We start from the raw sequence: 24,547 nt of genomic DNA, 5'->3' as shown, positions 1-24,547 counted from the left end.
CTACGCGGCCCCGCTGACAGCCGGTCCCGCTTCCGGTCGCCCGGGACCGTCCCGGCCGGGCGGCTCACGAGACGTGCAGCGGGTTGGCGACGGTGCCGTGGACGGCGGCGTGCGGGCGCTGCGGGCGGTCGCGGTAGCCGTCCCGGTACAGCCGGTTGCGGTTGAGGCAGAGCCGGTCGATGCGGGGCACCAGCAGGTCGAAGAGGGCGAAGCGGTCCTTCAGCTCCGGGAAGCGGGCCTGGTGGCGCAGGATCTCCTCGCGCACCAGGCCCCAGAAACAGGACTCGGGGACGCCGAGCTGTTCCGCGCAGAGCGGGGCGAGGTAGCGGAAGACGCCGATGAAGAGCCCGGAGTGGATGAACTGGGGCAGGAAGTCCGGCGGCTCGGTGAGCAGCACCCGGCGGACCTCGTCGGGCATGGCGTCCAGCTCCGGCAGCGGTTCGTCGCTGACATTGACGTCGTCCACGAAGTCCTTGATCGCCAGCCGGACCGGTACGTCGTCCGCGTCGAAGACGACCACCGCGTTCTCGCCGTGCGGGGAGAAGACGGTGCCGTAGCGGTAGAGGAAGCGCAGCAGCGGCGGGAGCAGCGCGGCGAAGAGCCGGCGCAGCCAGGTGGCGGGGTCCAGCCCCGAGCGGCGGACGAGTTCGGCGGTGAACGAGCGTCCTTCGGGGTCGGTGTGGATCAACGCGGCGAGCGTACGGGCGCGTTCACCGGGGCGCAGATGGCGGTCGAGCGGTTCGCGCCAGATGGCCCCGAGCAACTCCTTGTACTGGTACGGGACTTCGGGCACGCGGTCGTAGAAGGGGTGGTGGACGGTGACCGAGGCGACCTCGCCGAGCAGGATCACCCGGCACTCGTCGCGCAGGAACGGGTCGGCGTCGCGCAGGGCGTGCACCCAGCCGGTGACGGCGGGGGCGGCCAGGGTGCGTTCGGTGGGCAGGCCGCGCCAGACCAGGGTGTTGAGGATGGACAGCGGCAGCTTGACGGTGTGCCGGTCGGGGTGGGACACGTTGAGGAAGGTGCGCACCGACTGCTGGGGCAGCCGCAGGTCGCCGTCGCTGGGCAGCGGTACGACGTCGGCGGTGGCGATCTGCCCGGCGAAGAGCGGCAGCACGGTCTCGTCCCACTGCCAGGGGTGGACGGGCAGGTAGAGGTAGCCGGCCGGGTCGAGGCCGCGGTCGCGCAGGGTGGCGTCGAACGTGTGGCGTACGGCGGGATCGAGTTCACCGGCGTAAAGCCGCTCGGCGGTGGCGAGCGCGGGCACCCCGCGGTAGGCGGCGAGCGTGGTGCGCACCGCGAGCCAGGGCAGCGGGCCGGGGCGGCGGGCCTCCGGGGTCCAGCGGTCGGCGTCGACGGCCGAGAAGCCGAGGCGCCCCTTGTTCACCACCAGCCACGGGTGGCCGGTCTGGTGGCCTTCGAGGGCGGCGTAGTCGAGGCCGGCGAGTTCGGCGACGGGGAGCGCGTGGGCGGCGAGCCGGGAGTCGGCGGCGAGCGTGGCGTTGAGTTCGCGTACCAGGTGGCCCAGGGTCTGGCCGGTGAGGCCGAGGGTGTGGCGGGCGTGGCGCAGGAAGTGGAAGGGGTCTCCGGTCGGGGTGATGGAGGCGGGTTCGACGCTCCAGTGCCCGTAGGCGCCGCGCCGGGCGCGGAAGCGGTAGGCGCAGTCGTCGAGGACGAGACGGTAGTCGGCGGGGCCGTCCGCCGGGGGCGTCTCCGGCCGTGGCGCGATCACCTCCTCGTAGGCCAGCTCGGCGAGGAGCTTGGCGAGCAGCCGGCGAGAGACGTGGGACCAGGTTTCGGCGGTGAGTTCCGGTGGGTGGTGCAACACGTATCGGCTCCTGGGGACAGCGGGTGTGATGGACGGCCGCGCCGCGGGCTGCCGCACCCGGCGCGGATGGCGTGGTGCGGGGGCAGTCGGGGGCGCGGGAGGCGCAGCGCACGCCCCGTTGGCCGCGGTTCACCGGGCGCGTCCTAGAGCAGGTGGCGCAGCGTGCGGTCGCGGATCATCAACGCGGCGGATTTGTCGGGCAGTCGCAGCTCGGCGGCGAAGCGGAACCCGGCCGCGAGGAAGGCGGCCACCGAGGGGGTGTTGCGCAGGTCGGGTTCGGCGACGACGCGGGTGCAGGCCGGGCGGCGGTCGAGGACGTGGTCGGCGACGGCGCGCAGCAGCACCGAGCCGAGTCCGTCGCCGCGGTCGGCGATCCGGCCGATGAGCAGGTGGATGCCGGTGTCGTGGGGGCGGGCCGGGTACTGGCGGGCCAGCGGGTCGAGGTCGGCGCGGTAGATCTCCCAGTAGCTCATCGGGGTGCCGTCGAGCACGCCGAGGCAGGGCCGACTGCGTCCGTCGCCGTCGAGCTGGGCGCGCAGATGGGTCTCGGTGATCCGTTCCGGGCCGGCGAGCTGCCAGTACTCGGCGACCGCCGGATCGTTCATCCACCGGGCCACGATGGGCAGATCGCGGCTGAGCACCACGGGGACGAGCTGGAAGACGCCGCGCGGGGTGCGGACCGGGCCCCAGTCGGGGAGGTCGTCGAGGAGGTCGGCGTCGGTGGCCGGGTCGCCGGGGCCGGGCGCGGTGACGGGCTCCTCCAGCAGGTCGAGGACGTCCTGCGGCAGGGTGAGGTCGAGGGTGTCGTCGGTGTCCGCGGGGGCGTCGCCGCGGACGTCCTCGCCGGAGGCGGGCTGCCGCGGCTCGGCGCCGGACGGGTCCGCGCGGAGGTCGTCCGGGGCGGGTCCGATGGACGGCAGGCCGGTGTTGGAGTCGGTGGACGGCATGGTGGGCGCCCCTTCCTCTGCGTGGGGTCACGCCACGGGCGTGGCCAGCGGGTTGGGAACGGTGACGTAGACGGACTGGGTGTCGACCGGCCCGACGAGTTCGTCCAGGCCGTGCAGGCGGGTGAGCAGGTTGGCCTTGCAGCGCAGGGTGGGGCTGCTCAGCAGGTGGTCGGGGAGGGCGGAGCGGCCGGTGGCGGCGGCGTCGGCCAGGAAGCGGCGGCAGGCGGCCAGCAACAGCCGCTCGTCGGCGAGGCGTTCGGCGCCCAGCGCGCCGATCAGCCCGAGGACGTTGTTGACGCCGAGGTAGTAGCCGAAGCGTTCGTCGGCGACCGGGTCGGCCACGAAGGTCTCGCTGCGCCGGCCGATCTCCGGCAGCCGGGCGGTGAGGCCGGCGCGGTGCGACTCGCGGAAGTAGTAGCCCTGGTTGTCGCGGTAACGGCCGCCGACGGGCCAGCCGTCCCCGTCCAGTTCGACCAGGGTGTTCTGCTGGTGGGCCTCCAGGGCGACGCCGGCCTCGCCGTCGAGCCAGAGCACGGGGCGGACCACGGCTTCCAGGTAGCGCAGGAACCACTCCACGGCGACCGCGGCGGCGGGGCGTCCGGTACGGGCGGTGAGCCGGCCGAGGAGTCCGGCGAGCCGGGAGCACGCGGGCCGTCCGGGCCCGGTCGGGCGGGGCGCGGTGAGCCCGGCGACGCAGACGATGTCGGCGCCGGGGCCCACGGCGTTGTGCCGCAGCACGACGTCGAGTCCGGGTACCGGGTGGCCGTCGGGGTCGTCGACGGCGAGCCAGGCCGGGTCGCGCACGATGTCGAAGCGGGGGTGGACGGCGTGCCACTGCCGGGCGAGTCCGCCGCGCAGCAGGCGGTGCACCTCGGCGCCGCGCCACAGCTCCTTGCGGAGGTTCTCCCGGCGGGAGTTGGTGATGCGCAGCCCCAGCGACAGCTTGAGCATGGCGGGGGCGTCCGCCCGGTAGACGGTGCGTACCGAGGACGTGGGGTGCCACGGTTCCCCGTGCGGGCCGAGGTCGTGCAGGAGCCCGGCGTCGAGGAGCCGTCGTACGGCGGGGCGGTCGGCGAGGTCGGCGGCCTGCCAGGGGTGCAGCGGCAGCGCCACGGTGTCCGGCGGCAGCGCGAGGCCGGGGCCGGCCAGCCGGGCGGTGAGCAGGTCGGCGGGGACCGGCCGGCCGCGTTCGGTCCAGCCGGAGTCGCCGGCCGCGACCGAGCGGTGGACCGCGAGCCAGTGCAACGGGAAGGAGCCGCGCGACTCCGGGGAGAACCGGGCGACTTCACCGTCGCGCAGCCCTTGGCGGCTCTTGGGCGCCGGATGCAGCGGGTGGCCGGTGAGCAGCGCCTGCTCGCCGTCGAGGAACGGGGTGGTGCCGGGCGGCGGCCCCGGGTGCGTCCGGCGTTCGCCGAGGAAGCGCGCGGTGTGGCGGACGGAGTCGGCGACCCGGGCCGCGAGGTCGGCGGTCTCGGCGCTGCCGGTGCCGGCCTCGCGGGCGAGCAGGCAGGCGAGGGTGACGGAGTCGAGGGCGGGGGCGTCCGGATCCGCGGGCTCCACGGCGACCGGGCCGAAGCGGTGGTGCCCCGCCTCGGACCAGTAGGTCACCCGGGTCCGCAGCACCGCGCCGCCGGTGCCCAGCCGGATCCGCAGCACCCCGTCGGCCCCCGGCACCGCCCCGGTCTCCCGCACCCAGCAGCGCAGCAGGTTGTCCACCCCGACGGCGTCGGCCGCGCGGTAGGGGTCGGAGTGGTCGAGCGGATGGAGCGCCGGCTGGGGGTTCCGCGAAATGGCCGCGGAAACGGTGTGGTGCCCCCCGCCGGTGTCGACGGCCCCGCCCGAGGGCCCGGGCCGGGCCGTTCCCCGGCCCGCGTCGTGGGCCACGCCGGTGCCGGTACCCGGAAGCGCGGCCCCGCCCGAGGGCCCGGGGGGGACGGTGTCCTCGTCCCCGCCGAGCGGTGTGTCGGCCCCGGGGCGCGGGACGGCGTCCAGGGCCGCGCCTTCGGCCCCGCCGGTGTCGGCGGCCCCGCCCGAGGGCCCGGGGGGGACGGTGTCCTGGTCCCCGCCGAGAGGTGTGTCGGCCCCGGTGCGCGGGACGGCGTCCAGGGCCGCGCCTTCGGCCCCGCCGGTGTCGGCGGCGTCGACGGTCCCGCCCGAGGGCCCGGGTCGGGCCGTGCCGGCGCCGACGTCGTGGGCCGTGTTCGCCCCGGTACGCGGGAGCGGGATCCGGCCGGCGTCGGCGGCCCCGCCCGAACGGGCGGATGGGGCGGTGTCATCGCCCCCGTCCCCCTCGTGCGATGCGTTGCCCCCGGTGCCCGGGTCGGCGCCCTCGCCCGAGTACGTCTGCGGGACCGTGTCGGCGCCAACGTCTTGGGCCGCGTTCGCCCCGGTACGCGGGAGCGGGATCCCGCCGGTGCCGGCGGCCCCGCCCGAAGGCCCGGGGGGAACGGTGTCCTCGTCCCCGCCGAGCGACGTGTCGGCTCCGCTGCGCGGGACGGCGACCCCGCCCGGTTCCCCTTGCGAGGCCGTGGCCCCGCCCGAACGCCCCTCCGGGGCCGTGGCGTCGCCCTCGCCGCGCGGAACGGCGCTCCCGTCCCCTTGCGGGGCCGCGTCGTCGGCACCGCCCGGCGCGCCGTCACGTTCCGCGTCCGTCACCGCAGTCGGCCCGGCGGGGTGGGGCATGGGTTCGAGGGGGCGTCTGACGTGGGGGACGTGCGGGACGTGGGGGAGGTTGGGCGGTGGGGGGGTGGTCGGGGCGGCTTCCCGGGATGCGCTCATCGCTGTGCTCCGTGGGTGCGGGTCGGGTCCTGGGCCCGGGTGGCGGCGGGGCGGACGCGGGCGGGCGCGTGGCACCGCGCGTCCTCGTACCGCAGGGCTCGCGGTGCCATCACGCGCTCCCCTGGCCCGGGATCACGCCGGGGTGCTGGGCGGTGCGTTCAGCGGCGGCGATGGCGTCGGAGAGGCGGTCGAGGACGGCCTCGGCCTGCTCGTCGGTGATGGTGAGCGGGGGCAGCAGCCGGACCACGCTGCCGTGGCGTCCGCCGAGTTCGACGATGAGCCCGCGGCGCAGCGCCTGGGCCTGGACGGCGGCGGCCAGCCGGGGTGCGGCGGGGAGCGCGCCGTACTCGTCCCGGGGGCGGGCCGGGTCGACCAGCTCCACGCCGATCATCAGACCGCGACCCCGGACGTCCCCCACGCAGGGGTAGTGCGCGGCGAGTCCGCGCAACCGGGTGAGCATCCGTGCGCCGATCCGGGCGGCCCGTTCGTGCAGCCGGTTCTCCCGGACGTACCGCAGGGTGGCGGTGCCCGCGGCCATGGCGAGCTGGTTGCCGCGGAACGTGCCCGCGTGGGCGCCGGGGTGCCAGGTGTCGAGCTCCTCGCGGTAGACCACGACGGCGAGCGGGAGGCTGCCGCCGATCGCCTTGGAGAGCACCATGACGTCCGGCACGATCCCGCTGTGCTCGACCGCCCAGAACGCCCCGGTGCGGCCGACCCCGGTCTGCACCTCGTCCGCGATCAGCGGGATGCCGCGGTCCTTGGTGAGCTGCCGCATCCGGCGCAGCCACGCGTCGGGGGCCGGGACGACGCCGCCCTCGCCCTGCACCACTTCCAGCAGCATCCCGGCGGGGGGCTGGAGCCCGCCCTTGGGGTCGTCGAGCAAGGTGGCCGTCCAGCGGGCGGACAGTTCGGCGCCGCGGTCGCCGCCCACCCCGAACGGGCAGCGGTAGTCGTACGGGTAGGGCAGCCGGGTGATCCGGGCGTCGGCCTCGCCGACGGCGGCCCGTGCCGTGGTGTCGCCGCCGGCGGCCAGGGAGACGGCGGTCATCCCGTGGTAGGCGCCGGTGAAGGTGAGCAGCCCGGAGCGCCCGGTGGCGTGGCGGACGAGTTTGACGGCGGCCTCCACGGCGTCGGTGCCGGCCGGTCCGCAGAACTGGATCCGCCCGTTCTCCGCCAGCTCGGGCGGGAGCGTCTCGAACAGGGCGGTGGTGAAGGCGTCCTTGACGGGCGTGGCGAGGTCGAGCACGTGCAGCGGGGCGCCGGAGTCGAGCACGGCGCGGATGGCCTCCAGCACCACCGGGTGGTTGTGCCCGAGGGCGAGGGTGCCGGCGCCGGCCAGGCAGTCGAGGTAACGGCGGCCGTCGGCGCCCTCGATGGTCATGCCCCGGGCCCGTACCGGCACCACCGGCAGCGAGCGGGCGTACGTCCGGGCCGCCGACTCGCGGGCCGCCTGACGGCCGAGGATCGCGTCGGCGCCGCCGGGCACCCCGGGGCCGTCGGCCGGGGCGGCCCCCTGCGGCGGTGACGGCCGGCCTTCTGCCGTGGGCATGGGGGCGGTTGGCGGTCCGGCCACGGTTGGTCCCTCCCGGGGGTCACGCGGGGAAAATCCTGCGTCCTGTCAACGCGTCGGCGGCCGGACGGGCAACGGCCCCGGGCCGACTTCCTCGGTACGGCGGCGTACCGGCCCCGCGTGCGGCGTACCGCGCGCGGTCCGGCCCGGCAAGGGCCCGACCGCCGACCCGGCGGACGGCGCCGGGCCGGTGACCGGCATGATGGGGGCCGCCCCAGCCGGGGCATGACAAGGACACAACGGATTCCCCCGTCCGCCGCGCGCCCTGCCACGGCCCGTGCCGGACGGGACACAGGGGGACGAAGAACCGATGCCACACCCGCCCGCCACCGCACGGCGACCGCAGCAGCCGGCGCCCCGAGCACCCCGAGCGCGCCGGAACCGGCCGGCCGCCTGGACCGCCGCCGCCGTCACCGCCGCACTCGCGCTGACCGCCACCGCGTGCGGCCCCTCGGACACCAAGGCCGACGGCAAGCCCGCCGCCACCGCTTCGGCGGGACAGGGACAGGACGGCCACCACGGGCTGCGGCTCCCCAGCGGGTTCCCGACCAGCCTGGCGGACCTGGAGAAGTGGAAGCACGGCGACTGGAGGAAGTGGGACTCCTGGGCGCGCCGGGCGGCCGACTTCGCCAACCCGGTCATCAAGGACCTGTGGAAGCCGCGGCGGATGGCCGAGGCGAAGGACCGTCCGGTGCCGCAGGTGCCGCCCAACATCGGCGGCGACCAGGGCGTCAGTGACCCGGCGCCCCGGCCGGTGCAGGCCGTGCCGGTGCCCACCCCGTACCACCGCAGCGCCGGTCCGGTCGGCAAGATCTTCTTCGACACCCCGCAGGGCTCGTTCGTCTGCTCCGGCACGGTGGTGCGGGATCCGGCGCACCCGGGCAGGTCCAACCTGGTGTGGACGGCCGGCCACTGCGTGCACAAGGGCAAGGCGGGCGGCTGGTACCGCAACATCGTCTTCGTGCCGTCGTACAACGACGACGGACTCTCCGCCGCCGCGGCGGCGAGCGCCCCGCGCCAGCAGGTCGCCCCGGACGGGGTGTGGTGGGCGGACTGGGCGGGCACCTCCCGGCAGTGGATCGACACCGGCGCCGAGAGCGGCGGTTCCGGCTCGCCGTACGACTTCGCGGTGCTCCACGTGCACCCGGAGAACGGCACCGGCAAGTCGCTGGAGGAGACGGTGGGGGCGGCGCTGCCGGTGTGGTTCGACGCGCCGTCCGCCACCGCGATCAGCAGGATGGGCGCCTGGGGCTACCCGGCCGCCCCGCCGTTCGACGGCGCCCGGATGTTCGACTGCCTCGACAAGCCGGGGCGGCTGTCGCTGGACCCGTCGATGCCGACCGAGTACCGCATCGGCTGCACCATGACCGGCGGTTCCTCCGGCGGCGGCTGGTTCGCCAAGCGGCCGGACGGCACCGTGGCGCTGGTCTCCAACACCTCGATCGGCCCGTCCGACAACACCTGGCTGGCCGGTCCGCATCTGGGCGCGGAGGCCAGGTCGGTCTTCGACGCGGTCAGCGGGCGGTTCGCCGCGGCCGGGTAGCGGCCGGGCGTGGACAGGGGCCGCGGCCCGTCTCCCGGGAGGGGGAGGCGGGCCGCGGCCCCTGTCCGGCGTCGCCGGGTGCGGTCAGCGCTGGACCGCGAGGGCGAACGGGCCCAGTTCCGCGGCGAGTTGGTCGTGCACCCGGGCCTTGAGCAAGGTGCCCTCGGCGGTGTGCTCCTCGGAGATCACCTCGCCGCCGACGTGCACCCGGGAGACCAGGGCGCCGTGGGTGTAGGGCACCAGCGCCTCGATCTCCACCCGCGGGCGCGGCAGCTCCGCGTCGAGCAGGGCGAGGAGTTCGGCGACGCCCTCACCGGAGCGGGCGGAGACCGCGATGGCGTGCTTCTCGTGGGTCAGCAGCCGCTGCACCACCAACGGGTCGGCGGCGTCGGCCTTGTTGATCACCACGATCTCCGGCACGTCGGCGGCGCCGACGTCCCGCAGCACCTCGCGGACGGCGGCGAGCTGCTCCTCGGGCACCGGGTGGGCCCCGTCGACCACGTGGAGCACCAGGTCGGCGTCGGCGACCTCCTCCATGGTGGAGCGGAACGCCTCCACCAGGTGGTGCGGCAGGTGGCGGACGAAGCCGACGGTGTCCGCGAGCGTGTAGAGCCGCCCGCTGGGGGTCTCGGCGCGGCGCACGGTCGGGTCCAGGGTGGCGAAGAGCGCGTTCTCCACCAGGACGCCGGCCCCGGTGAGCCGGTTGAGCAGCGAGGACTTGCCCGCGTTGGTGTAGCCGGCGATGGCGACCGAGGGGACCTGGTGGCGCCGGCGTTCCTGGCGCTTGAGGTCGCGGCTGGTCTTCATCTCGGCGATCTCGCGGCGCAGCTTCGCCATCTTCTCGCGGATGCGGCGCCGGTCGGTCTCGATCTTGGTCTCACCGGGGCCACGGGTCGCCATGCCGCCGCCCGCGGAACCGGAGCCACCGCCACCCATCTGCCGGGAGAGCGACTGGCCCCAGCCGCGCAGCCGGGGCAGCATGTACTGCATCTGGGCGAGCGCGACCTGGGCCTTGCCCTCCCGGGACTTGGCGTGCTGGGCGAAGATGTCGAGGATCAGCGCGGTGCGGTCGACGACCTTGACCTTGACGACGTCCTCGAGGTGGATGAGCTGGCCGGGGCTGAGCTCACCGTCGCAGACCACGGTGTCGGCGCCGGACTCCAGGACGATGTCGCGCAGCTCCTGGGCCTTGCCGGAGCCGATGTAGGTGGCCGGGTCCGGCTTGTCGCGGCGCTGGATCACGCCGTCGAGGACGAGGGCGCCGGCGGTCTCGGCGAGGGCGGCGAGCTCCGCGAGGGAGTTCTCCGCGTCCTGGACGGTGCCGTCGGTCCAGACCCCGACGAGGACGACCCGTTCCAGCCGCAGCTGGCGGTACTCGACCTCGGTGACGTCCTGGAGCTCGGTGGACAGCCCCGCGACGCGGCGCAGCGAGGCGCGCTCGGAGCGGTCGAACTGGTCGCCGTCGCGCTCCCCGTCGACGTCCAGGCTCCAGGCGACGTCCTCTTCCATCAGGGCGGTGGCCCGAAGGCTCTCGGGGAGGCGCTGGCGGTCGGCCGCGGCGGAGCGGGCGGCGGAAGAGGATGAAGTGGAGTTGGTCATTGGTTCCTTTGCGTCGGGGGTCGAGGGAGCGGGCGGCCCGGAGCCGTCCGTCGTCACCGGTGACAACGCCGGGGCCGGCCGGATCATTCCCGCCGGGCCGGCGAAGCCGCCGGGGACGATGGTGACACGCCGGGGCCGCCGCGTCACGCCGGTTTACCGCCGTACCGGTGCCGGGACGGCCGGGGCCGGCCGCTGTGCCCGGCCGGCCGGGCGGCCACCGGGGCGGGTGGCGGCGCCGGGGCTGCCGGGGAGCGCGGTGGCCACCGGGAGCTTGGTCAGCGGCTTCCAGTCCGGGTGGCCGGGCATGGCCGGGGGCTTGGCGCCGTACAGCCAGCCGTTGAGGAAGCCGGACAGGTCGCGGCCGGCGACGCGGGAGGCGAGGGCGACGAAGTCGTGGGTGGTGACGTTGCCGTCGCGGTGCTCGGTCACCCAGGCGCGTTCCAGCTCGCGGAAGGCGTGGTCGCCGATCTCGTGGCGCAGGGCGTAGAGCACCAGGGCGCCGCCGCCGTAGACGTTCTCCCGGAAGATGCCGAGCTTGCTGCCGGCCGGCGGCACCTTGGGGCGGGCGGGCGGGCCGTAGGCGGCGCGGGCCAGGGCGTCGATCTGGTAGGCCCGTTTGGCCTGGGCGTCCAGCGAGTCGCCGTACTTCTTCTCGCCCCGGTAGCGCCACTCGTACCAGGTGGCGTGGCCCTCGTTGAGCCAGACGTCGGACCAGGCGGCCGGGGTGACGCTGTCGCCGAACCACTGGTGGGCCAGTTCGTGGATCATCAGCGGGGCGACGTAGGCGACCGGGGCGACCAGGAGCCGGCGTTCGAAGAGGGAGAGGGTCTGCGTCTCCAGTTCGAAGCCGGTGGCGGTGTTGACCGCCAGGACGCCGTAGGTCTCGAACGGGAACGGGCCGACCTGCCCCTCCATCCAGCTCAGCTGGGCCGGGGTGAGCGCGAGCCGGTCGGCGAGGACCGTGCGGTCGGCGGTGGGGACCACGTCGCGCATGGGCAGCCCGTGCGGTCCGGTGCGGTGGAGCACGGTGGAGCGTCCGATGGAGACCTGGGCGAGTTCGGTGGCCACCGGGTGGGCGGTGGTGTACGTCCAGGTGGTGGTGGCCGCGCGGGCGGTGCCGCCGGAGGCGGGGCGGCCCGCCGGCAGGCCGCCGGCGACCGCGGTGATCCCCTTCGGGGTGGTGATCCGGAAGGTGAAGAACGCCTTGTCGGAGGGGTGGTCGTTGCAGGGGAAGACGTGGTGGGCGGCGACCGCCTGGTTGGCCAGGGCCAGGCCGTCGGCGGTGCGTACCCAGCCGCCCTGGCCGTCGGTGCCGGAGGGGTCGCTGGTGTGGGTGACCGTGATGCGCAGCGGCCGGCCCGCCTCGACGTGGTGCCCCGGGGTGATCTCCAGCCACTCCCCCGTGGTCCGGAACGCGGCCGGCCGTCCGTCGACGGTGACCTTGCGGACGGTGCCGTGGGTGAAGTCCAGGTGGAACCGGTCGAAGCCGGTCACGGCCCGGGCCTCCATCCGGGTGACGGCGTCCAGCGGCTTGTCGTTGCCGTGGTAGTCCAGCGTGATGTCGTAGGCGCCGACGTGGATGCGCGGGTCGCCGAGGGCGGGGTAGAGCCGGTCGCCGAGCCCGGTGCGGGGCGGCTCCTGCGGTTGCGCGGCGGTCGTGAAGAGCACCGCGCACGCCGCCGCGGCGAGGGCGGTGGCCTTGCGGAACGCGATACGGGTCATGGCCCACGGCTACCAGCGCACCGAGGGGCACCGTGCGCGACTCGGCCGGACACCACCCGATCGGCGTCCACCCCGCGCGGGCAAACGGAACCGGGAGGGCGCCCGGGGTCACGGGGTGGCGGCGACCTCCGGCCGGGTGCGGTAGACGTCGTAGACCCCCGGCACCCGGCGCATGGCGCGCATCAGCTCGGGCAGCGCGCCGGCGCGCGGCAGCTCGATGGTGTAGGTGTGGCGGACCCGGTGCTGCTGGGGGGGCTCGACGTCGGCGGCGAGGATGCCGACGCCGGCGGCGGAGATCGCCTCGGTGAGGTCGGCGAGCAGCCGGGGGCGGCCCAGCGCCTCGGCGCGGACGGTGACCAGGTAGCCGGCGGCCGGCGGATCGTCCCGCCAGCGCACCGTGCTGAGGGTGCGCCCGGCCGCGGTCATCCGGGTCACCTGGGGGCACTGCTTGCGGTGCACGGCCACGGTGCCGCCGCGGATGACGAACCCGGTCACCTCGTCCGGCGGCACCGGGGTACAGCAGCGGGCCAGGCGTACCGCGGCGCCGGGGCGGTCGGTGAGGGCCACCGGCTCGGCGGGCGCGGGCGGATCGGGCGCCGGCACCGGGCGTACCGGGTGCGAGACCGGTTCGTCCTCGGCGGTGGCCGGATGGGCGGCGAGCCAGCGGCTGATGGCGATCCGGGCGGCCGGGGTGCGGGCGTGCGCCAGCCACTGCGGCGACGGGCCGGAGGCCTCGCCGGCGGCCATCAGCAGGTGCAGGGTGTCCCCGTCGCGCAGCGGGGTGCCCAGGGAGACCAGGCGCCCGTTGACCTGGGCGCCGATGCAGGCGTGGCCGGTGTCGGCGTCGATGGCGTAGGCGGCGTCCACGCAGGTGGCGCCGGCCGGCAGGCCGATGGTGCCGCCGTCCGCGGAGAAGACGGTGATCTCGCGGTCCTGGGCGAGTTCGTCGCGGAGCGCGGTCCAGAAGGTGTCCGGGTCGGAGGCGTCGCGCTGCCACTCCAGCAGGCGGGAGAGCCAGCCGGGGCGGGTGGGGTCGGTGCGCCCGGGGGACTCCTCGCCGCCGTCGCCCTCGGCGGTGGTGTAGGGGTTGCCCAGGGCGATGACGCCGGCCTCGGCGACCCGGTGCATCCGCCGGGTGCGGACCAGGATCTCGGTGATCGCGCCGTCGCGGTCGGCGATCGCGGTGTGCAGCGACTGGTAGAGGTTGAACTTGGGGGCGGCGATGAAGTCCTTGAATTCCGCGATCACCGGGGTGAAACAGGTGTGCAGCTCGCCGAGGACGGCGTAGCAGTCGGCGTCCTCGGCGACCAGCACCAACAGCCGGCCGTACTCGCTGCCGCCGAGTTCGCCGCCGCGTTTGAGCCGGGCGCGGTGGACGGAGAGCACGTGCCGGGGGCGGATGGCGACCTCGGCGGCGATCCCCGCGTCCCGCAGTACGGTGCGGACCCGCTCGGCGACGGCGGCCAGCGGGTCGGGGGCGGAGTCGTGGCGGACCATGGCGTCGCGGGCGCGGGCGTACTCCTCGGGGTGGAGGATGGCGAAGACCAGGTCCTCCAGCTCGGTCTTGAGCGCCTGGACGCCGAGGCGTTCGGCGAGCGGGATGAGGACGTCCCGGGTGACCTTGGCGATGCGGGCCTGCTTCTCCGGGCGCATCACGCCGAGGGTGCGCATGTTGTGCAGCCGGTCGGCGAGTTTGATGGACATCACCCGCACGTCGTTGCCGGTGGCGACGAGCATCTTGCGGAAGGTCTCCGGCTCGGCGGCGGCGCCGTAGTCGACCTTCTCCAGCTTGGTGACGCCGTCGACCAGGTAGCAGACCTCCTCGCCGAACTCGGCGCGGACCTGCTCCAGGGTGACGTCGGTGTCCTCGACGGTGTCGTGCAGCAGCGAGGCGGTCAACGTGGTCGTCTCGGCGCCGAGTTCGGCCAGGATCAGGGTGACGGCGAGCGGGTGGGTGATGTAGGGCTCGCCGCTCTTGCGCAGTTGGCCGCGGTGCGAGGACTCCGCGAGCAGGTAGGCGCGGCGCAGCGTGTCGAGGTCGGCGCGCGGGTGGTGGGCGCGGTGGACCTTGGCGACGTGTTCGATGGCGTCGGGCAGCCGGTCGCGTCCGCCGGCCGAGCCGAACAGCGCGGCCCGGCCGAGCCTGCGCAGGGTCGGCCGGGTCAGGCCCCGCCTGCGTTCGTTCCCCCCGGATACCGCGGGTACGGCGTCCATCGCGTTGTCTGCGCTCATCGGGCACCTCCGGCAGCCTTCACCGGCGGCGGGCTGGATGCCGCGCCGGTGCTTGATGCTACCGAGCCCACCACGCCGTGCTGTCGGCCTCTCGCCCAGGGTGACCTGGATCACCCGTTGGAGGGACCCGGGAAGAGGTTTGTCCACAGGTCGGGCGGTAAGTGCCCGTCAAGCTTGCGCCCCTGGTGGGGGTCATCGCCCGAGCCATGCCGGATCGACGACGCCCTCGGCCACGATCACGGCGGGCCCGGTCATCTCCACGGTACCGTCCGGCCGTTCGGTGATGAGCAGCCGCCCGCCCGGCAGGTCCACGGTGTAGTCGGCGGGCTCCCCGGTGACCGCCGGGTCGACGCCGTCGCGGCGGGCCGTGGCGACCGCGACGGCGCACGCGCCGGTGCCGCAGGAACGGGTCTCGCCGGAGCCGCGTTCGTGCACCCGCATGGCCACGTGGCGCGGCCCGCGGTCGGTGACGAACTCGACGTTGACCCCCTCGGGGTAGACCGACGCCGGGCTCACCTCCGGCGCGTCGAGGAGGCGTCCGGCGTGCCGGAGGTCGTCGACGAAGGCCACGGCGTGCGGGTTGCCCATGTTCACGTGGCGGGCCGGCCAGCGGCGGTCGCCCACGGTGACCTCGACCTGGTCGGGGTGGAGCGTGGCGCGGCCCATGTCCACGGTGATCCGGCCCGGGGTGCCGTCGGCGTCCGCCTTGGCGATGTGCGGCCGGCGCACCCCGGCGCGGGTGGCCACCGCGAGGTCGCCCTCGCCGACGAGTCCGGCGTGCTGGAGGTAGCGGGCGAAGACCCGGACCCCGTTGCCGCACATCTCGGCGATGCTGCCGTCGGCGTTGCGGTAGTCCATGAACCACTCGGCCTCGCCGGCCATGGCCGCCGCCTCGGGGTGCGCGGCGGAGCGGACCACCCGCAGGATGCCGTCGCCCCCGATCCCGGCGCGCCGGTCGCACAGCCGGGCCACCATGGCCGCGGACAGCTCCAGCGCCCCGTCGGGATCGGGGATGATCACGAAGTCGTTCTCGGTGCCGTGGCCCTTGAGAAAGGGCAGGCCGCTGTGGGTGGGATGCACGCAACCGATGGTACGGGGCAGTGCTGACGGACGCGTCGCGGCCCGGTGCCGTACCGAGCGCGTCAGCGCAGCCGGGCGACCCGCCAGACCGCGAGCAGGGCGACGAGCACCGCGAAGGCGGTGTAGCCGGCGACGAAGCGCCAGTCGGGGCGGTCGCCGGAGCCGCGGGCGGGCAGCCCGGGCCAGGTGTACCCCACCCGCCGGGCGGCCATGATGGCCCACCCCGCGGAGCAGCAGCTCAGCAGCAGTCCGAGCATGGCGACCACCGGGCCGCCGTCACCGAATTCGAACGCGAGCGGGAAGGCGAACATCAGCGAGCCGACGGTGCCCAGCCCCACGATCGGGATCAGCTGCCACACGCGGAGCCTGCGCGGTGGCCGCAACTCCCGGAAGGAGGAGCCCTGGGCGGCCTGCTCGGGGTCGTGGCCGGTGCTGTCCGGACCGTCGGCGGTGAGCGCGTCGGGCACCGTGGGCAGCTCGGGCAGACCGGCGGCGCCGGGGGGTTCGGGCAGCTCGGGCAGGTCGGGGAAGCCGGCGGCGGGCAGACCGGGCAGCTCGTCGCCCGGCCGCTCCGACTGCGGTCGGTCGCGGTGGCCGGCCTCCATCGCCACGCGCCCTCCCACCCTGTCCGACGACTGCCTGTGCCTCATGGTCGGGCTCCGGCTTCCGCCGGCCGGACGCCGGGACCGCGAGGGCCCCGTACCGGCCAGGGACGCATCCCTGGCCCGACGATCGATGATGGCACGTCGGCGGGGTGCTCCTGCCCCGCGGTTGCGTCCCGTGGCCATCACGTGATCAGGCTGTGACCGGTCGTTCGAGCAACGCGAGCGCCTGCTCGGCGAGTTCCCCGGCGTCTCCCTGGAGCCAGTGCACCCGGGGGTCGCGGCGGAACCAGGAATCCTGGCGGCGCGCGAAGCGCTTGGTGGCGCGTACGGTCTCGTCGCGCGCCTCCTGTTCGGTGCACTCGCCGGCGAAGTGGGCGAGCACCTGCTGATAGCCCAGGGCACGGGAGGCGGTCAGCCCGTCCCGCAGTCCGGACTTCTCCAGTCGCCGTACCTCCTCCAGCAGTCCGTCCCGCCACATGCGGTCCACCCGGGCCGTGATGCGCTCGTCCAGTACGGGACGGGGGACGTCCACGCCGATCTGGAGGGTGTCGTAGACGGCGCCCTCGGGGCCGGCCGCCGGGAGGTTGGCGGTGAACGGGGCCCCGGTGATCTCGATCACCTCCAGGGCGCGGACGATCCGGCGGCCGTTGCCGGGCAGGATGGAGCGGGCGGCCCGCGGGTCGACGGCGGCCAGCCGGGCGTGGAGGGCGCCGCTGCCGTGCTCGTCCAGCTCGGCCTCGAGCCGGGCGCGTACCGCGGGGTCGGTGCCGGGGAAGCGCAGCGCGTCGATGGTGGCCCGCACGTAGAGCCCGGAGCCGCCGACCAGCACCGGCACCCGCCCCGCGGCGAGCAGCCGGTCGATCTCGGCCCGGGCCAGTTCCTGGTACTCCGCGACGCTGGCGGTGCGGGTGACCTCCCAGACGTCCAGCAGGTGGTGGGGGACGCCGCGGCGCTCGGCGGGGGTGAGTTTGGCCGTGCCGATGTCCATGCCCCGGTACAGCTGCATGGAGTCGGCGTTGACCACCTCGCCCCCGAGGCGCTCGGCGAGGGCGGTGCCGAGATCCGACTTGCCGGCCGCGGTGGGGCCGACCACGGCGATCACCTGTGGGGTACGGGCGTACGGGACTGCGTTGTTCACCCGACCAGTCTCCCAAACGCCCGGCGGCCTCCTCGATCGAGCGACGTGACGGGCCCTGGGCCGTGTTCGTTGCCGTTGAGAGGCACCGGGAGCCGCTTTCGCCGGGCCCGACGGTCCCGGTGCGCCCGGTGGCGTCCCGGTCGGACGCGGAATTGCCCCCGCACGAGTAAGGTCAGGAGTACAACATGGGCGTTTTGGAATGGTTTCGGCGTCGTTCGGCCGCCGGGGCCGCCGTGGCCACCGAGGCCCCCGCGCAGCCCGGGCCCGCCGCCACCCCCGCCGGCGACAGCGAGCCGGCCACACGGCCGGCGGACGGCCGGACCGACGCGGCGGACGAAGCCGTCGGCATCCCCAAGCAGCAGTCCGCCGGCGAGGCCGCCGACAGCGAGACCGGGAAGGGCGCCCACACCTGACTCGTCGACCAAGGACGGTGGCCCATGGGCTTCCTCGACACGATCAAGGGCAAGTTGAACCGAGGCAAGGCCGAGGACCTCGCGCGGCAGCACGGGGACCAGGTCAAGGGCGGCATGGACAAGGCCGGCGGGGCGCTCGACGAACGCACCGGCGGCAAGTACGGCGACCAGATCCGCGGCGGGGAGGAGAAGGCCAAGGGCTCGTACGACGAGTGGAAGGGCGGCGACCAGGGCTCCTGACCCCCGCCCCGGCCGCGGAGCGTCCCCCGCTCCGCGGCCGGCCACACGACCGGGCCGCGGCGTTCAGGACCAGGTCGCCACGAAGTAGCCGACGCCGTACGGGGCGTGGTCGTAGAGGAGTTCGCCGCGCAGCCCGGCGTTCCGGCCGGCGCCGGCCAGGACTTGCCAGGGGGCGCGGCCGGTGGCCATCAGGGCGGCGGCGAGTTCCCCGTCGAGGGCGGCGAGGGCGTCGGTGTCCGCCGCGGCGAGGGCGCCGGCCACCGAGGCGTCGAAGGCCGCGGCGCGCTCGTCCAGGTAGCCGGGGGCCTTCACACTGCGGCGCGCGCTGCCGTCGCCGGCCACCAGCAACGCCACCCGCCGCGCCGACGCGGCCACCTCGCCGCCGACCGCCAGGCACTCCTCGGCGGCCAGCGGCTCGCCGACCCCCAGCCCCTCGACCGGGGACGCGGACCACTCGGTGCGGGTCAGCAGCCACGCCGCCACCGTCAGCGAGGGCGGCAGCGGACGGCCCGGTACGTCCCCGTGCCGCTCGCCGAGGGTCACGTCGAGGTGGACGCCGACGTCCCGGAACGAACCTCCCGCGCCCTGCGGATGCGGGCCCCGCCCGGACTGCTCGGCGGCCCCCACCACCACCAGCTTCTCCGGCCGGGCGGCGGCGAGCACGCCCACCGCGTCGTAACACGCGGCGCGCAACGGATCCAGCTCCGCCGCGGCCCCCGCCGCCACCTCGGGTACCAACAACGGCGGACAGGGCACGACAGCGGCAGCGACCAGCATGAACCGCAGCCTAGCAACGCCCGCCCCAGGCAGGCGTCAGTCGCAGCCGCAACCGCCCGCCGAGGCCGGCTCCGTCCTCGGGGCGCCGATCGTCGGCAGGCCGAGCATGACGCCCTTGGCCGGCTCGGCGGCGGCGGTGCGGCGTTCCCAGGCGTCGCCGGCCCGGGTGCGCCGTACCGCGAGGGCGGGCTTCTCGGCGAGCAGGTGGTGCGGGGCGGCGTAGGTGACCTCGACGGTGACGATGTCGCCGGGTCGCGGAGCGGGCCCGGCGCCAATGGACGCAGTGCCGGGTCGCGGAGCGGGCCCGGCGCCAATGGACGCAGTGCCGGGTCGCGGAGCGGGCCCGGCGCCAATGGACGCAGTGCCGGGACGGACCGGTTCGGCGGGGCGCTCGAAGTGGACCAGGCGGTTGTCGGGGGCGCGGCCGGACAGCCGGTGCGTGGCGTCGTCCTTGCGTCCCTCGCCCTCGGCGACCAGCACCTCCAGCGTGCGGCCGACCTGCTTCTTGTTCTCCGCCCAGGAGATCTCCTCCTGGAGGGCGACCAGCCGCTCGTAGCGTTCCTGGACGACCTCCTTGGGGATCTGGCCGTCCATCGTGGCGGCCGGGGTGCCCGGACGCTTGGAGTACTGGAAGGTGAACGCCTGGGCGAACCGGGCCTCCCGCACCACGTGCAGGGTCTGCTCGAAGTCGGCCTCGGTCTCGCCGGGGAAGCCGACGATGATGTCGGTGGAGATGGCGGCGTCCGGCATCGCGGCGCGTACCTTCTCGATGATGCCGAGGTAGCGGTCCTGCCGGTAGGAACGGCGCATCGACTTCAGCACGGCGTCCGAACCGGACTGCAACGGCATGTGGAGCTGGTGCATCACGTTGGGCGTCTCGGCCATGGCGGCGATGACGTCGTCGGTGAAGTCGCGCGGGTGCGGCGAGGTGAAGCGGACGCGCTCCAGCCCCTCGACGTTCCCGCAGGCGCGCAGGAGTTTGCTGAAGGCCTCGCGGTCGCCGATGTCCGAGCCGTAGGCGTTGACGTTCTGGCCGAGCAGCGTGACCTCGATGACGCCGTCCGCCACCAGCGCCTCGACCTCGGCGAGGATGTCGCCGGGGCGCCGGTCCTTCTCCTTGCCGCGCAGCGCGGGGACGATGCAGAAGGTGCAGGTGTTGTTGCACCCCACCGAGATGGCGACCCAGGCCGCGTACGCCGACTCGCGCCGGGTCGGCAGGGTGGAGGGGAACGCCTCCAGCGACTCGGCGATCTCGACCTGCGCCTCCTCGGCGATCCGGGCGCGCTCCAGCAGCACCGGCAGCCGGCCGATGTTGTGGGTGCCGAAGACCACGTCGACCCAGGGGGCCTTGCGGACGATGGTGTCCCGGTCCTTCTGCGCCAGGCAGCCGCCGACCGCGATCTGCATGCCGGGCCGGGCGGCCTTCTTGGGGGCGAGCCGGCCGAGGTTGCCGTAGAGCCGGTTGTCGGCGTTCTCCCGCACCGCGCAGGTGTTGAAGACGATGACATCCGCGGTGTCCTCCCCGCCGGGCGCCCGCACGTATCCCGCGTCCTCCAGCAGCCCCGCCAGGCGCTCGGAGTCGTGGACGTTCATCTGGCACCCGTAGGTGCGCACCTCATATGTCTTCGCGCTCATCTCAGTCACCCAGGGTACGTGGTCCCGGGCGGCCCTCGCGCCGGGCTTTCGCCGCCCTGCCCGGCCGCGCGGCGCACCGGGCCGCGGCCGTCTTCCCCGGCCGGGCGGCGGCTGGCAGGATCGGCGGCTGTGACGAAGCTCCCTCGGCCTGGCGGAACCGGCGTGCGCCGCCTGCTGCGGCTGGTGCCGGTGGTCGCCGTGGTGGCCGGGCTGCTGGTGTGGTGGCTGGTCCCCGGCCGCGGCACCCCGTACCCGCACCGTCCGATCACCCTGGCCACCGGGGTGCCCACCGGCGTCTACCAGAAGTACGGGACGCTGCTGGTGCCCGATCTGGAACACGAGCTTCCAGGGGTGGCGGTGCACGCCCTGCCGTCCGAGGGCTCGGTGCAGAACCTCCAGTACGTGGCCTCCGGGCGGGCCGACTTCACCTTCGCGGCGGCCGACGCGGTGGCCGCGTACACCGGTCCGGGCCGCTCCCGGCTGCGGGCGGTGGCGCGGCTGTACGACGACTACATCCAGCTGGTGGTGCCGGACCGGTCGGCGGTGCGGGACATGCACGGGCTGCGCGGGCTGCGGGTCGGGGTGGGGCAGCCGGGGTCGGGGGTGAACCTGATCGCGCGGCGGCTGCTGCGGGCCGCCGGGCTCGATCCGGACCAGGACATCACCGCGGTGCCGGCCGGCGTCAACACCGCGCCCGACCTGCTGCGTACCGGGAAGCTGGACGCCTTCTTCTGGTCGGGCGGGCTGCCCACGGCCGCGGTGCAGGACCTGGCGCGGGTCTTCCCGGTCCGGCTGGTGCCGCTGGGCAATATGGTGACCCCGCTGCTGCACCAACTCGGCGGCCCCATCGGCTACTACCGGGCCGCCGTGATGCCGCCGGACGCCTACCCGGCGATGCGGGACAACGGGCCCACCCCCACCATCGCGGTGGCCAACCTGCTGGTGACCACCGACCGGATCGACGCCGGCCTGGTGCAGCGGGTCACCCAGGCGGTGATCGACAGCCGGGACCGGATCGGCGCCCAGGTCCACTCGGCCCAGCAGGTGGACCTGCGCACCGCGGTCTTCACCGATCCGCTGCCGCTGCACGCCGGGGCGCGCCGCTACTACCTGTCGGTCAAGCCCTGATCGCCGGCGCCTCCTCGGGGGCGGTGCGCGGCACCGAGACGGTCACCCGCAGGCCGCACGGCTCGTTGCGGGCGAACGTCAGCGAGCCGCCGCCCTGGCGCAGCAGCACCCGGGCGATGGACAGACCGAGCCCCGAGCCGTCGACGTTCTGGTGGCGGGAGCTGCGCCAGAACCGGTCGCCGACGCGGGCGAGTTCGTCGTCGGTCAACCCGGGGCCGGCGTCGGTGACGGTGACGGTGACGGTGTCGCCGGCGGCGGCCACCGTGACGGTGACGGCGGCCTCGCCGGGGGCGGGACAGGCGCCGGCCGGGGCGCCGCGGGCGGTGAACTTCACCGCGTTGTCGACGACGGCGTCCAGCGCGCTGGAGACGGCCACCGGGTCGGCCCAGCCGGTGACGGCGGCCGGGCCCTGGTAGCGCAGGGCGACCCCGTCGCGTTCGGCGGCCGGGCGCCAGGCGGCGACCCGTTCGGTGGCCAGCGCGGCGATGTCGGTCAACCGCAGGTCGGCGGTGGCGTGTTCGGCCAGCGCCAGCCCCAGCAGGTCGTCCAGAACGGTGGCGAGCCGCTTGCCCTCCTCCCGCACCGAGGCGACCTCGGCGTGGCCGTCGGGGAGTTCGAGGGCGAGCAGGTCGATGCGGAGCAGCAACGCGGCCAGCGGGTTGCGCAGTTGGTGGGAGGCGTCGGCGACGAACGCCCGTTGCTGTTCGAGCACCTGCTCCACGTTGTCGGCCATCTCGTTGAACGAGTGGGCCAGGCGGCGCAGTTCCGGGGGGCCGCCGGCCGCGGCGACCCGGGAGGCCAGCCGTCCGGTGGCGATGTCGTGGGTGGCCCGGTCGAGGACCTTGACCGGGCGCAGCACCCAGCCGGTGAGCCGGAAGGCGGCGAGCACGGCCACCGCGGTGGCGCCCATCTCGCCGCCGGCGATCACCACCCAGCCGCGCAGGACGCGGGAGCGCATGGCGTCGGTGGGCGAGTCGGTGTAGACCACGGCGACCACGTCGCCGTCGCGCACCAGCGGGGAGGCAACGGTGATCCGGCTGTGCTGCCAGGGCCACACCTGCGGCGGGTTGTGGCTGCGGCGGCCGGCCAGCGCCTCCTGGAACGCCTGGTCGGCGAGGAGTTGGCGGGGGGTGCGCCAGCCGGCCGGGGCGGCGGCCATGGCCTGCCCGTTGCGCATGAAGACGCCCGCCTTTATCCCGTACAGGCTCTCGTAGCGGGCGAGTTCACCGCGCAGCGTGGTCTTGCGTTCCCCCTCGTCGGAGACGATGGTGCCGTCGGGGGTGGTGTGTACGGGGACGTACTGGGCGATGGCGGCGAACCGGGCGGTGTCGTCGATCCGGTCGACCACCAGGCGCTGCTGCTGGGCGGCGGCGAGGCTGGCGGCTAAAGGCAGCCCGAGCGCGAGCAGCACGGCGCCCATCAGGACCAGCAGCAGCGGCAGGAGTCGGGCGCGCAACGGGTCCGGCCCCGGTCAGCCGACGGCGGGTACGACGAGCCGGTAGCCGACCCCGCGTACCGTCTCTATCAGCGTGGGCAGCCCGAGCTTGGCGCGCAGCGACGCCACGTGGACCTCCAGGGTGCGTCCGGTCCCCTCCCAGCTGGTGCGCCAGACCTCGCTGATGATCTGTTCCCGGCGGAAGACCACCCCGGGACGCTGGGCGAGCAGGGCCAGCAGGTCGAACTCCTTGCGGGTGAGGGCGACCGCGGCGCCGTCCACCGCGACCTGGCGGGTGGGCAGTTCGATGGCGACCGGGCCGAGGCGCACCTGGCCGGGCACGCCGTCGCCGGCCGCCCCGGCGGCCGTCCGGGTCTCGGGCGGGCGGCGGCTGACCGCGTGGATGCGGGCCAGCAGTTCGCCGGTGTCGTAGGGCTTGACCACGTAGTCGTCGGCGCCGAGGTTGAGGCCGTGGATGCGGGAGCGGACGTCGGCGCGGGCGGTGACCATGATGACCCGGGTGTCGGTGCTGCGCCGGATCCGGCTGCACACCTCGAAGCCGTCCTGGTCGGGCAGTCCGAGGTCGAGCAGGACGACGGCGAACGGCGGCCCGCCGTCCGGCAGCAGCGCCCGCAGCGCCTCCTCACCGCTGCGCGCGTGGACGACGTCGAAGCCGTGCCTGGCGAGTACGGCGGACAGCGCCGCGGCGACCCTGTCGTCGTCCTCGACGAGCAACAGCCGCATTCCGCTCTCCCCCCGCGATGCTCTCGGTATGGTGGTCCTCGGGCCCGGTGGCGCACCGGCCCCGGCGGTACCGGAAATACACCCCTATGCGGGGGTAGCGCGTCAAGGGTGCGTAGGGGCGCTCACGGGACCGTTATGCAGACGGTACGCGCTCGGCGACGCAAAGTGCGCCGGGGCGGCCACCGGGTACGGGGCGTAGCGCCGAGGTGGCAGGCGGTTGCCGGATCGTGATGCTCAAGTTCACCTCAGATGTGGTGACGGAGCCCGGTACGCGAACTTAAGGTCCCCCCAACCGAACGAGGATGGAGCGACCGCCCGATGACCGACAACCCGGTGGCCGAGCCCACGGCGCCGCCCACGGGCGAGCCGCTGGTCGTACTTGAGCAGGTCAACAAGCACTTCGGCGCCCTGCACGTACTCCAGGACATCGACCTGACCATCGCCCGTGGCGAGGTCGTCGTGGTCATCGGGCCGTCCGGTTCCGGCAAGTCGACGCTGTGCCGGACGATCAACCGGCTGGAGACGATCGACTCCGGGAAGATCACCATCGACGGCAGCCCGCTGCCCGCCGAGGGTCGCGAACTGGCCCGGCTCCGCGCGGACGTCGGCATGGTCTTCCAGTCGTTCAACCTCTTCGCGCACAAGACGGTGCTGGAGAACGTCACCCTCGGCCAGCTCAAGGTCCGCCGCACGGCGAAGGACACCGCCGAGCGCAAGGCCCGCGAGCTGCTGGACCGGGTCGGCGTGGGCGCCCAGGCGGACAAGTACCCCGCCCAGCTCTCCGGCGGCCAGCAGCAGCGGGTGGCGATCGCCCGGGCGCTGGCGATGGACCCCAAGGTGATGCTCTTCGACGAGCCGACCTCGGCGCTCGACCCGGAGATGATCAACGAGGTGCTGGAGGTCATGCGGCAGCTCGCCCGGGACGGGATGACGATGGTCGTGGTCACCCACGAGATGGGGTTCGCCCGCTCCGCCGCCAACCGGGTGGTCTTCATGGCCGACGGCCGCATCGTCGAAGAGGCCGCGCCGGAGCAGTTCTTCAGCAATCCGCGCAGCGACCGGGCCAAGGACTTCCTGTCGAAGATCCTCCACCACTGAGCGGTGGCCGCGCCGGGGCCGCCCCCGGTCCGCTA

The 24,547-nt window shown here is 74.8% G+C and carries 19 protein-coding genes; 5 read left to right on the top strand and 14 right to left on the bottom strand.

The genetic code is table 11. From position 1 onward, the window contains the following. Positions 1 to 64: 64 nt before the first annotated feature. The 4 genes from SCATT_RS21625 to SCATT_RS21610 form a co-directional block, all read right to left on the bottom strand. The gene (locus tag SCATT_RS21625) at positions 65 to 1,828 is read right to left on the bottom strand and encodes an IucA/IucC family protein (RefSeq protein ID WP_014145277.1); all 1,764 of its coding nucleotides are present in this window, start codon (positions 1,826 to 1,828) and stop codon (positions 65 to 67) included. 143 nt (positions 1,829 to 1,971) lie between these two features. Continuing rightward, positions 1,972 to 2,775: a GNAT family N-acetyltransferase gene (locus SCATT_RS21620; RefSeq protein WP_014145276.1), complete on the bottom strand. Its 804-nt coding sequence runs from the start codon at positions 2,773 to 2,775 to the stop codon at positions 1,972 to 1,974. A 27-nt stretch (positions 2,776 to 2,802) separates the two neighbouring features. Continuing rightward, the gene (locus SCATT_RS21615) at positions 2,803 to 5,457 is read right to left on the bottom strand and encodes an IucA/IucC family protein (protein ID WP_014145275.1); all 2,655 of its coding nucleotides are present in this window, start codon (positions 5,455 to 5,457) and stop codon (positions 2,803 to 2,805) included. Positions 5,458 to 5,662: 205 nt separating this feature from the next. Further along, positions 5,663 to 7,102, bottom strand: coding sequence for a diaminobutyrate--2-oxoglutarate transaminase (locus SCATT_RS21610; RefSeq protein WP_014145274.1), 1,440 nt, complete (start codon positions 7,100 to 7,102; stop codon positions 5,663 to 5,665). A 331-nt stretch (positions 7,103 to 7,433) separates the two neighbouring features. Here SCATT_RS21610 and SCATT_RS21605 point away from each other — a divergent pair, with 331 nt between their 5' ends. Further along, positions 7,434 to 8,666, top strand: a complete 1,233-nt coding sequence (locus SCATT_RS21605) for a trypsin-like serine peptidase (RefSeq protein ID WP_014145273.1) — start codon at positions 7,434 to 7,436, stop codon at positions 8,664 to 8,666. Positions 8,667 to 8,750: 84 nt separating this feature from the next. On the opposite strand, the gene hflX is transcribed toward SCATT_RS21605, so the two are convergent. From hflX to miaA, 6 genes are all read right to left on the bottom strand, one after another. Next, the gene (gene hflX / locus SCATT_RS21600) at positions 8,751 to 10,265 is read right to left on the bottom strand and encodes a GTPase HflX (RefSeq protein ID WP_014145272.1); all 1,515 of its coding nucleotides are present in this window, start codon (positions 10,263 to 10,265) and stop codon (positions 8,751 to 8,753) included. Positions 10,266 to 10,418: 153 nt separating this feature from the next. After that, positions 10,419 to 11,987, bottom strand: a complete 1,569-nt coding sequence (locus SCATT_RS21595; protein WP_014145271.1) for a M1 family metallopeptidase — start codon at positions 11,985 to 11,987, stop codon at positions 10,419 to 10,421. Positions 11,988 to 12,095: 108 nt separating this feature from the next. After that, positions 12,096 to 14,201, bottom strand: coding sequence for a RelA/SpoT family protein (locus SCATT_RS21590; protein WP_041824922.1), 2,106 nt, complete (start codon positions 14,199 to 14,201; stop codon positions 12,096 to 12,098). Between the two features lie 210 nt (positions 14,202 to 14,411). Continuing rightward, the gene (gene dapF / locus SCATT_RS21585) at positions 14,412 to 15,299 is read right to left on the bottom strand and encodes a diaminopimelate epimerase (RefSeq protein WP_014145269.1); all 888 of its coding nucleotides are present in this window, start codon (positions 15,297 to 15,299) and stop codon (positions 14,412 to 14,414) included. A 62-nt stretch (positions 15,300 to 15,361) separates the two neighbouring features. Next, on the bottom strand, positions 15,362 to 15,904 hold the full coding sequence (locus SCATT_RS21580) for a hypothetical protein (protein ID WP_202447687.1): 543 nt from the start codon (positions 15,902 to 15,904) through the stop codon (positions 15,362 to 15,364). 190 nt (positions 15,905 to 16,094) lie between these two features. Then, positions 16,095 to 17,042, bottom strand: coding sequence for a tRNA (adenosine(37)-N6)-dimethylallyltransferase MiaA (miaA, locus tag SCATT_RS21575; protein ID WP_014628469.1), 948 nt, complete (start codon positions 17,040 to 17,042; stop codon positions 16,095 to 16,097). A gap of 185 nt (positions 17,043 to 17,227) precedes the next feature. On the opposite strand from miaA, the gene SCATT_RS21570 reads away from it, so the two are divergent. Next, positions 17,228 to 17,455, top strand: coding sequence for a hypothetical protein (locus SCATT_RS21570; RefSeq protein WP_014145265.1), 228 nt, complete (start codon positions 17,228 to 17,230; stop codon positions 17,453 to 17,455). 24 nt (positions 17,456 to 17,479) lie between these two features. After that, complete coding sequence (locus tag SCATT_RS21565) at positions 17,480 to 17,695, top strand: antitoxin (RefSeq protein WP_014145264.1); 216 nt, start codon at positions 17,480 to 17,482, stop codon at positions 17,693 to 17,695. Positions 17,696 to 17,758: 63 nt separating this feature from the next. Here the strand turns inward: SCATT_RS21565 and SCATT_RS21560 are convergent, their stop codons facing one another. Further along, positions 17,759 to 18,472 carry a class III extradiol dioxygenase subunit B-like domain-containing protein gene (locus tag SCATT_RS21560; protein WP_014145263.1) on the bottom strand — a complete coding sequence of 238 codons (714 nt, stop codon included), beginning with the start codon at positions 18,470 to 18,472 and terminating at the stop codon, positions 17,759 to 17,761. A 36-nt stretch (positions 18,473 to 18,508) separates the two neighbouring features. Next, complete coding sequence (miaB, locus tag SCATT_RS21555) at positions 18,509 to 20,107, bottom strand: tRNA (N6-isopentenyl adenosine(37)-C2)-methylthiotransferase MiaB (protein WP_042507582.1); 1,599 nt, start codon at positions 20,105 to 20,107, stop codon at positions 18,509 to 18,511. Positions 20,108 to 20,236: 129 nt separating this feature from the next. On the opposite strand from miaB, the gene SCATT_RS21550 reads away from it, so the two are divergent. Further along, positions 20,237 to 21,235 carry a TAXI family TRAP transporter solute-binding subunit gene (locus SCATT_RS21550; RefSeq protein ID WP_014628466.1) on the top strand — a complete coding sequence of 333 codons (999 nt, stop codon included), beginning with the start codon at positions 20,237 to 20,239 and terminating at the stop codon, positions 21,233 to 21,235. Here SCATT_RS21550 and SCATT_RS21545 read toward each other — a convergent pair. Both SCATT_RS21545 and SCATT_RS21540 read right to left on the bottom strand, forming a co-directional pair. Then, a complete protein-coding gene (locus tag SCATT_RS21545) occupies positions 21,225 to 22,691 on the bottom strand; it encodes a sensor histidine kinase (protein WP_014145260.1) in 1,467 nt (488 codons plus the stop codon). The genes SCATT_RS21550 and SCATT_RS21545 overlap by 11 nt on opposite strands. 15 nt (positions 22,692 to 22,706) lie before the next feature. After that, positions 22,707 to 23,414, bottom strand: coding sequence for a response regulator transcription factor (locus tag SCATT_RS21540; protein WP_014145259.1), 708 nt, complete (start codon positions 23,412 to 23,414; stop codon positions 22,707 to 22,709). Between the two features lie 318 nt (positions 23,415 to 23,732). Here SCATT_RS21540 and SCATT_RS21535 point away from each other — a divergent pair, with 318 nt between their 5' ends. Next, positions 23,733 to 24,512 carry an amino acid ABC transporter ATP-binding protein gene (locus SCATT_RS21535; protein WP_014145258.1) on the top strand — a complete coding sequence of 260 codons (780 nt, stop codon included), beginning with the start codon at positions 23,733 to 23,735 and terminating at the stop codon, positions 24,510 to 24,512. Positions 24,513 to 24,547 lie beyond the last annotated feature (35 nt).

It is taken from the genome of Streptantibioticus cattleyicolor NRRL 8057 = DSM 46488 (assembly GCF_000240165.1).
Taxonomy (GTDB): domain Bacteria; phylum Actinomycetota; class Actinomycetes; order Streptomycetales; family Streptomycetaceae; genus Streptantibioticus; species Streptantibioticus cattleyicolor.
This window is presented reverse-complemented; position numbering and strand designations above follow the sequence as displayed.

What these genes read in the sequence shown, in the direction of transcription:
- SCATT_RS21615 (WP_014145275.1), bottom strand. Translation starts at nt 5,457, where the DNA reads ATGCCCCACCCCGCCGGGCCGACTGCGGTGACGGACGCGGAACGTGAC.
- SCATT_RS21605 (WP_014145273.1), top strand. Translation starts at nt 7,434, where the DNA reads ATGCCACACCCGCCCGCCACCGCACGGCGACCGCAGCAGCCGGCGCCC.
- SCATT_RS21560 (WP_014145263.1), bottom strand. Translation starts at nt 18,472, where the DNA reads ATGCTGGTCGCTGCCGCTGTCGTGCCCTGTCCGCCGTTGTTGGTACCC.
- SCATT_RS21570 (WP_014145265.1), top strand. Translation starts at nt 17,228, where the DNA reads ATGGGCGTTTTGGAATGGTTTCGGCGTCGTTCGGCCGCCGGGGCCGCC.
- miaB (WP_042507582.1), bottom strand. Translation starts at nt 20,107, where the DNA reads ATGAGCGCGAAGACATATGAGGTGCGCACCTACGGGTGCCAGATGAAC.
- hflX (WP_014145272.1), bottom strand. Translation starts at nt 10,265, where the DNA reads ATGACCAACTCCACTTCATCCTCTTCCGCCGCCCGCTCCGCCGCGGCC.
- SCATT_RS21580 (WP_202447687.1), bottom strand. Translation starts at nt 15,904, where the DNA reads ATGGAGGCCGGCCACCGCGACCGACCGCAGTCGGAGCGGCCGGGCGAC.
- SCATT_RS21565 (WP_014145264.1), top strand. Translation starts at nt 17,480, where the DNA reads ATGGGCTTCCTCGACACGATCAAGGGCAAGTTGAACCGAGGCAAGGCC.
- SCATT_RS21595 (WP_014145271.1), bottom strand. Translation starts at nt 11,987, where the DNA reads ATGACCCGTATCGCGTTCCGCAAGGCCACCGCCCTCGCCGCGGCGGCG.
- SCATT_RS21590 (WP_041824922.1), bottom strand. Translation starts at nt 14,201, where the DNA reads ATGGACGCCGTACCCGCGGTATCCGGGGGGAACGAACGCAGGCGGGGC.
- SCATT_RS21535 (WP_014145258.1), top strand. Translation starts at nt 23,733, where the DNA reads ATGACCGACAACCCGGTGGCCGAGCCCACGGCGCCGCCCACGGGCGAG.
- SCATT_RS21540 (WP_014145259.1), bottom strand. Translation starts at nt 23,414, where the DNA reads ATGCGGCTGTTGCTCGTCGAGGACGACGACAGGGTCGCCGCGGCGCTG.
- SCATT_RS21620 (WP_014145276.1), bottom strand. Translation starts at nt 2,775, where the DNA reads ATGCCGTCCACCGACTCCAACACCGGCCTGCCGTCCATCGGACCCGCC.
- SCATT_RS21610 (WP_014145274.1), bottom strand. Translation starts at nt 7,102, where the DNA reads ATGCCCACGGCAGAAGGCCGGCCGTCACCGCCGCAGGGGGCCGCCCCG.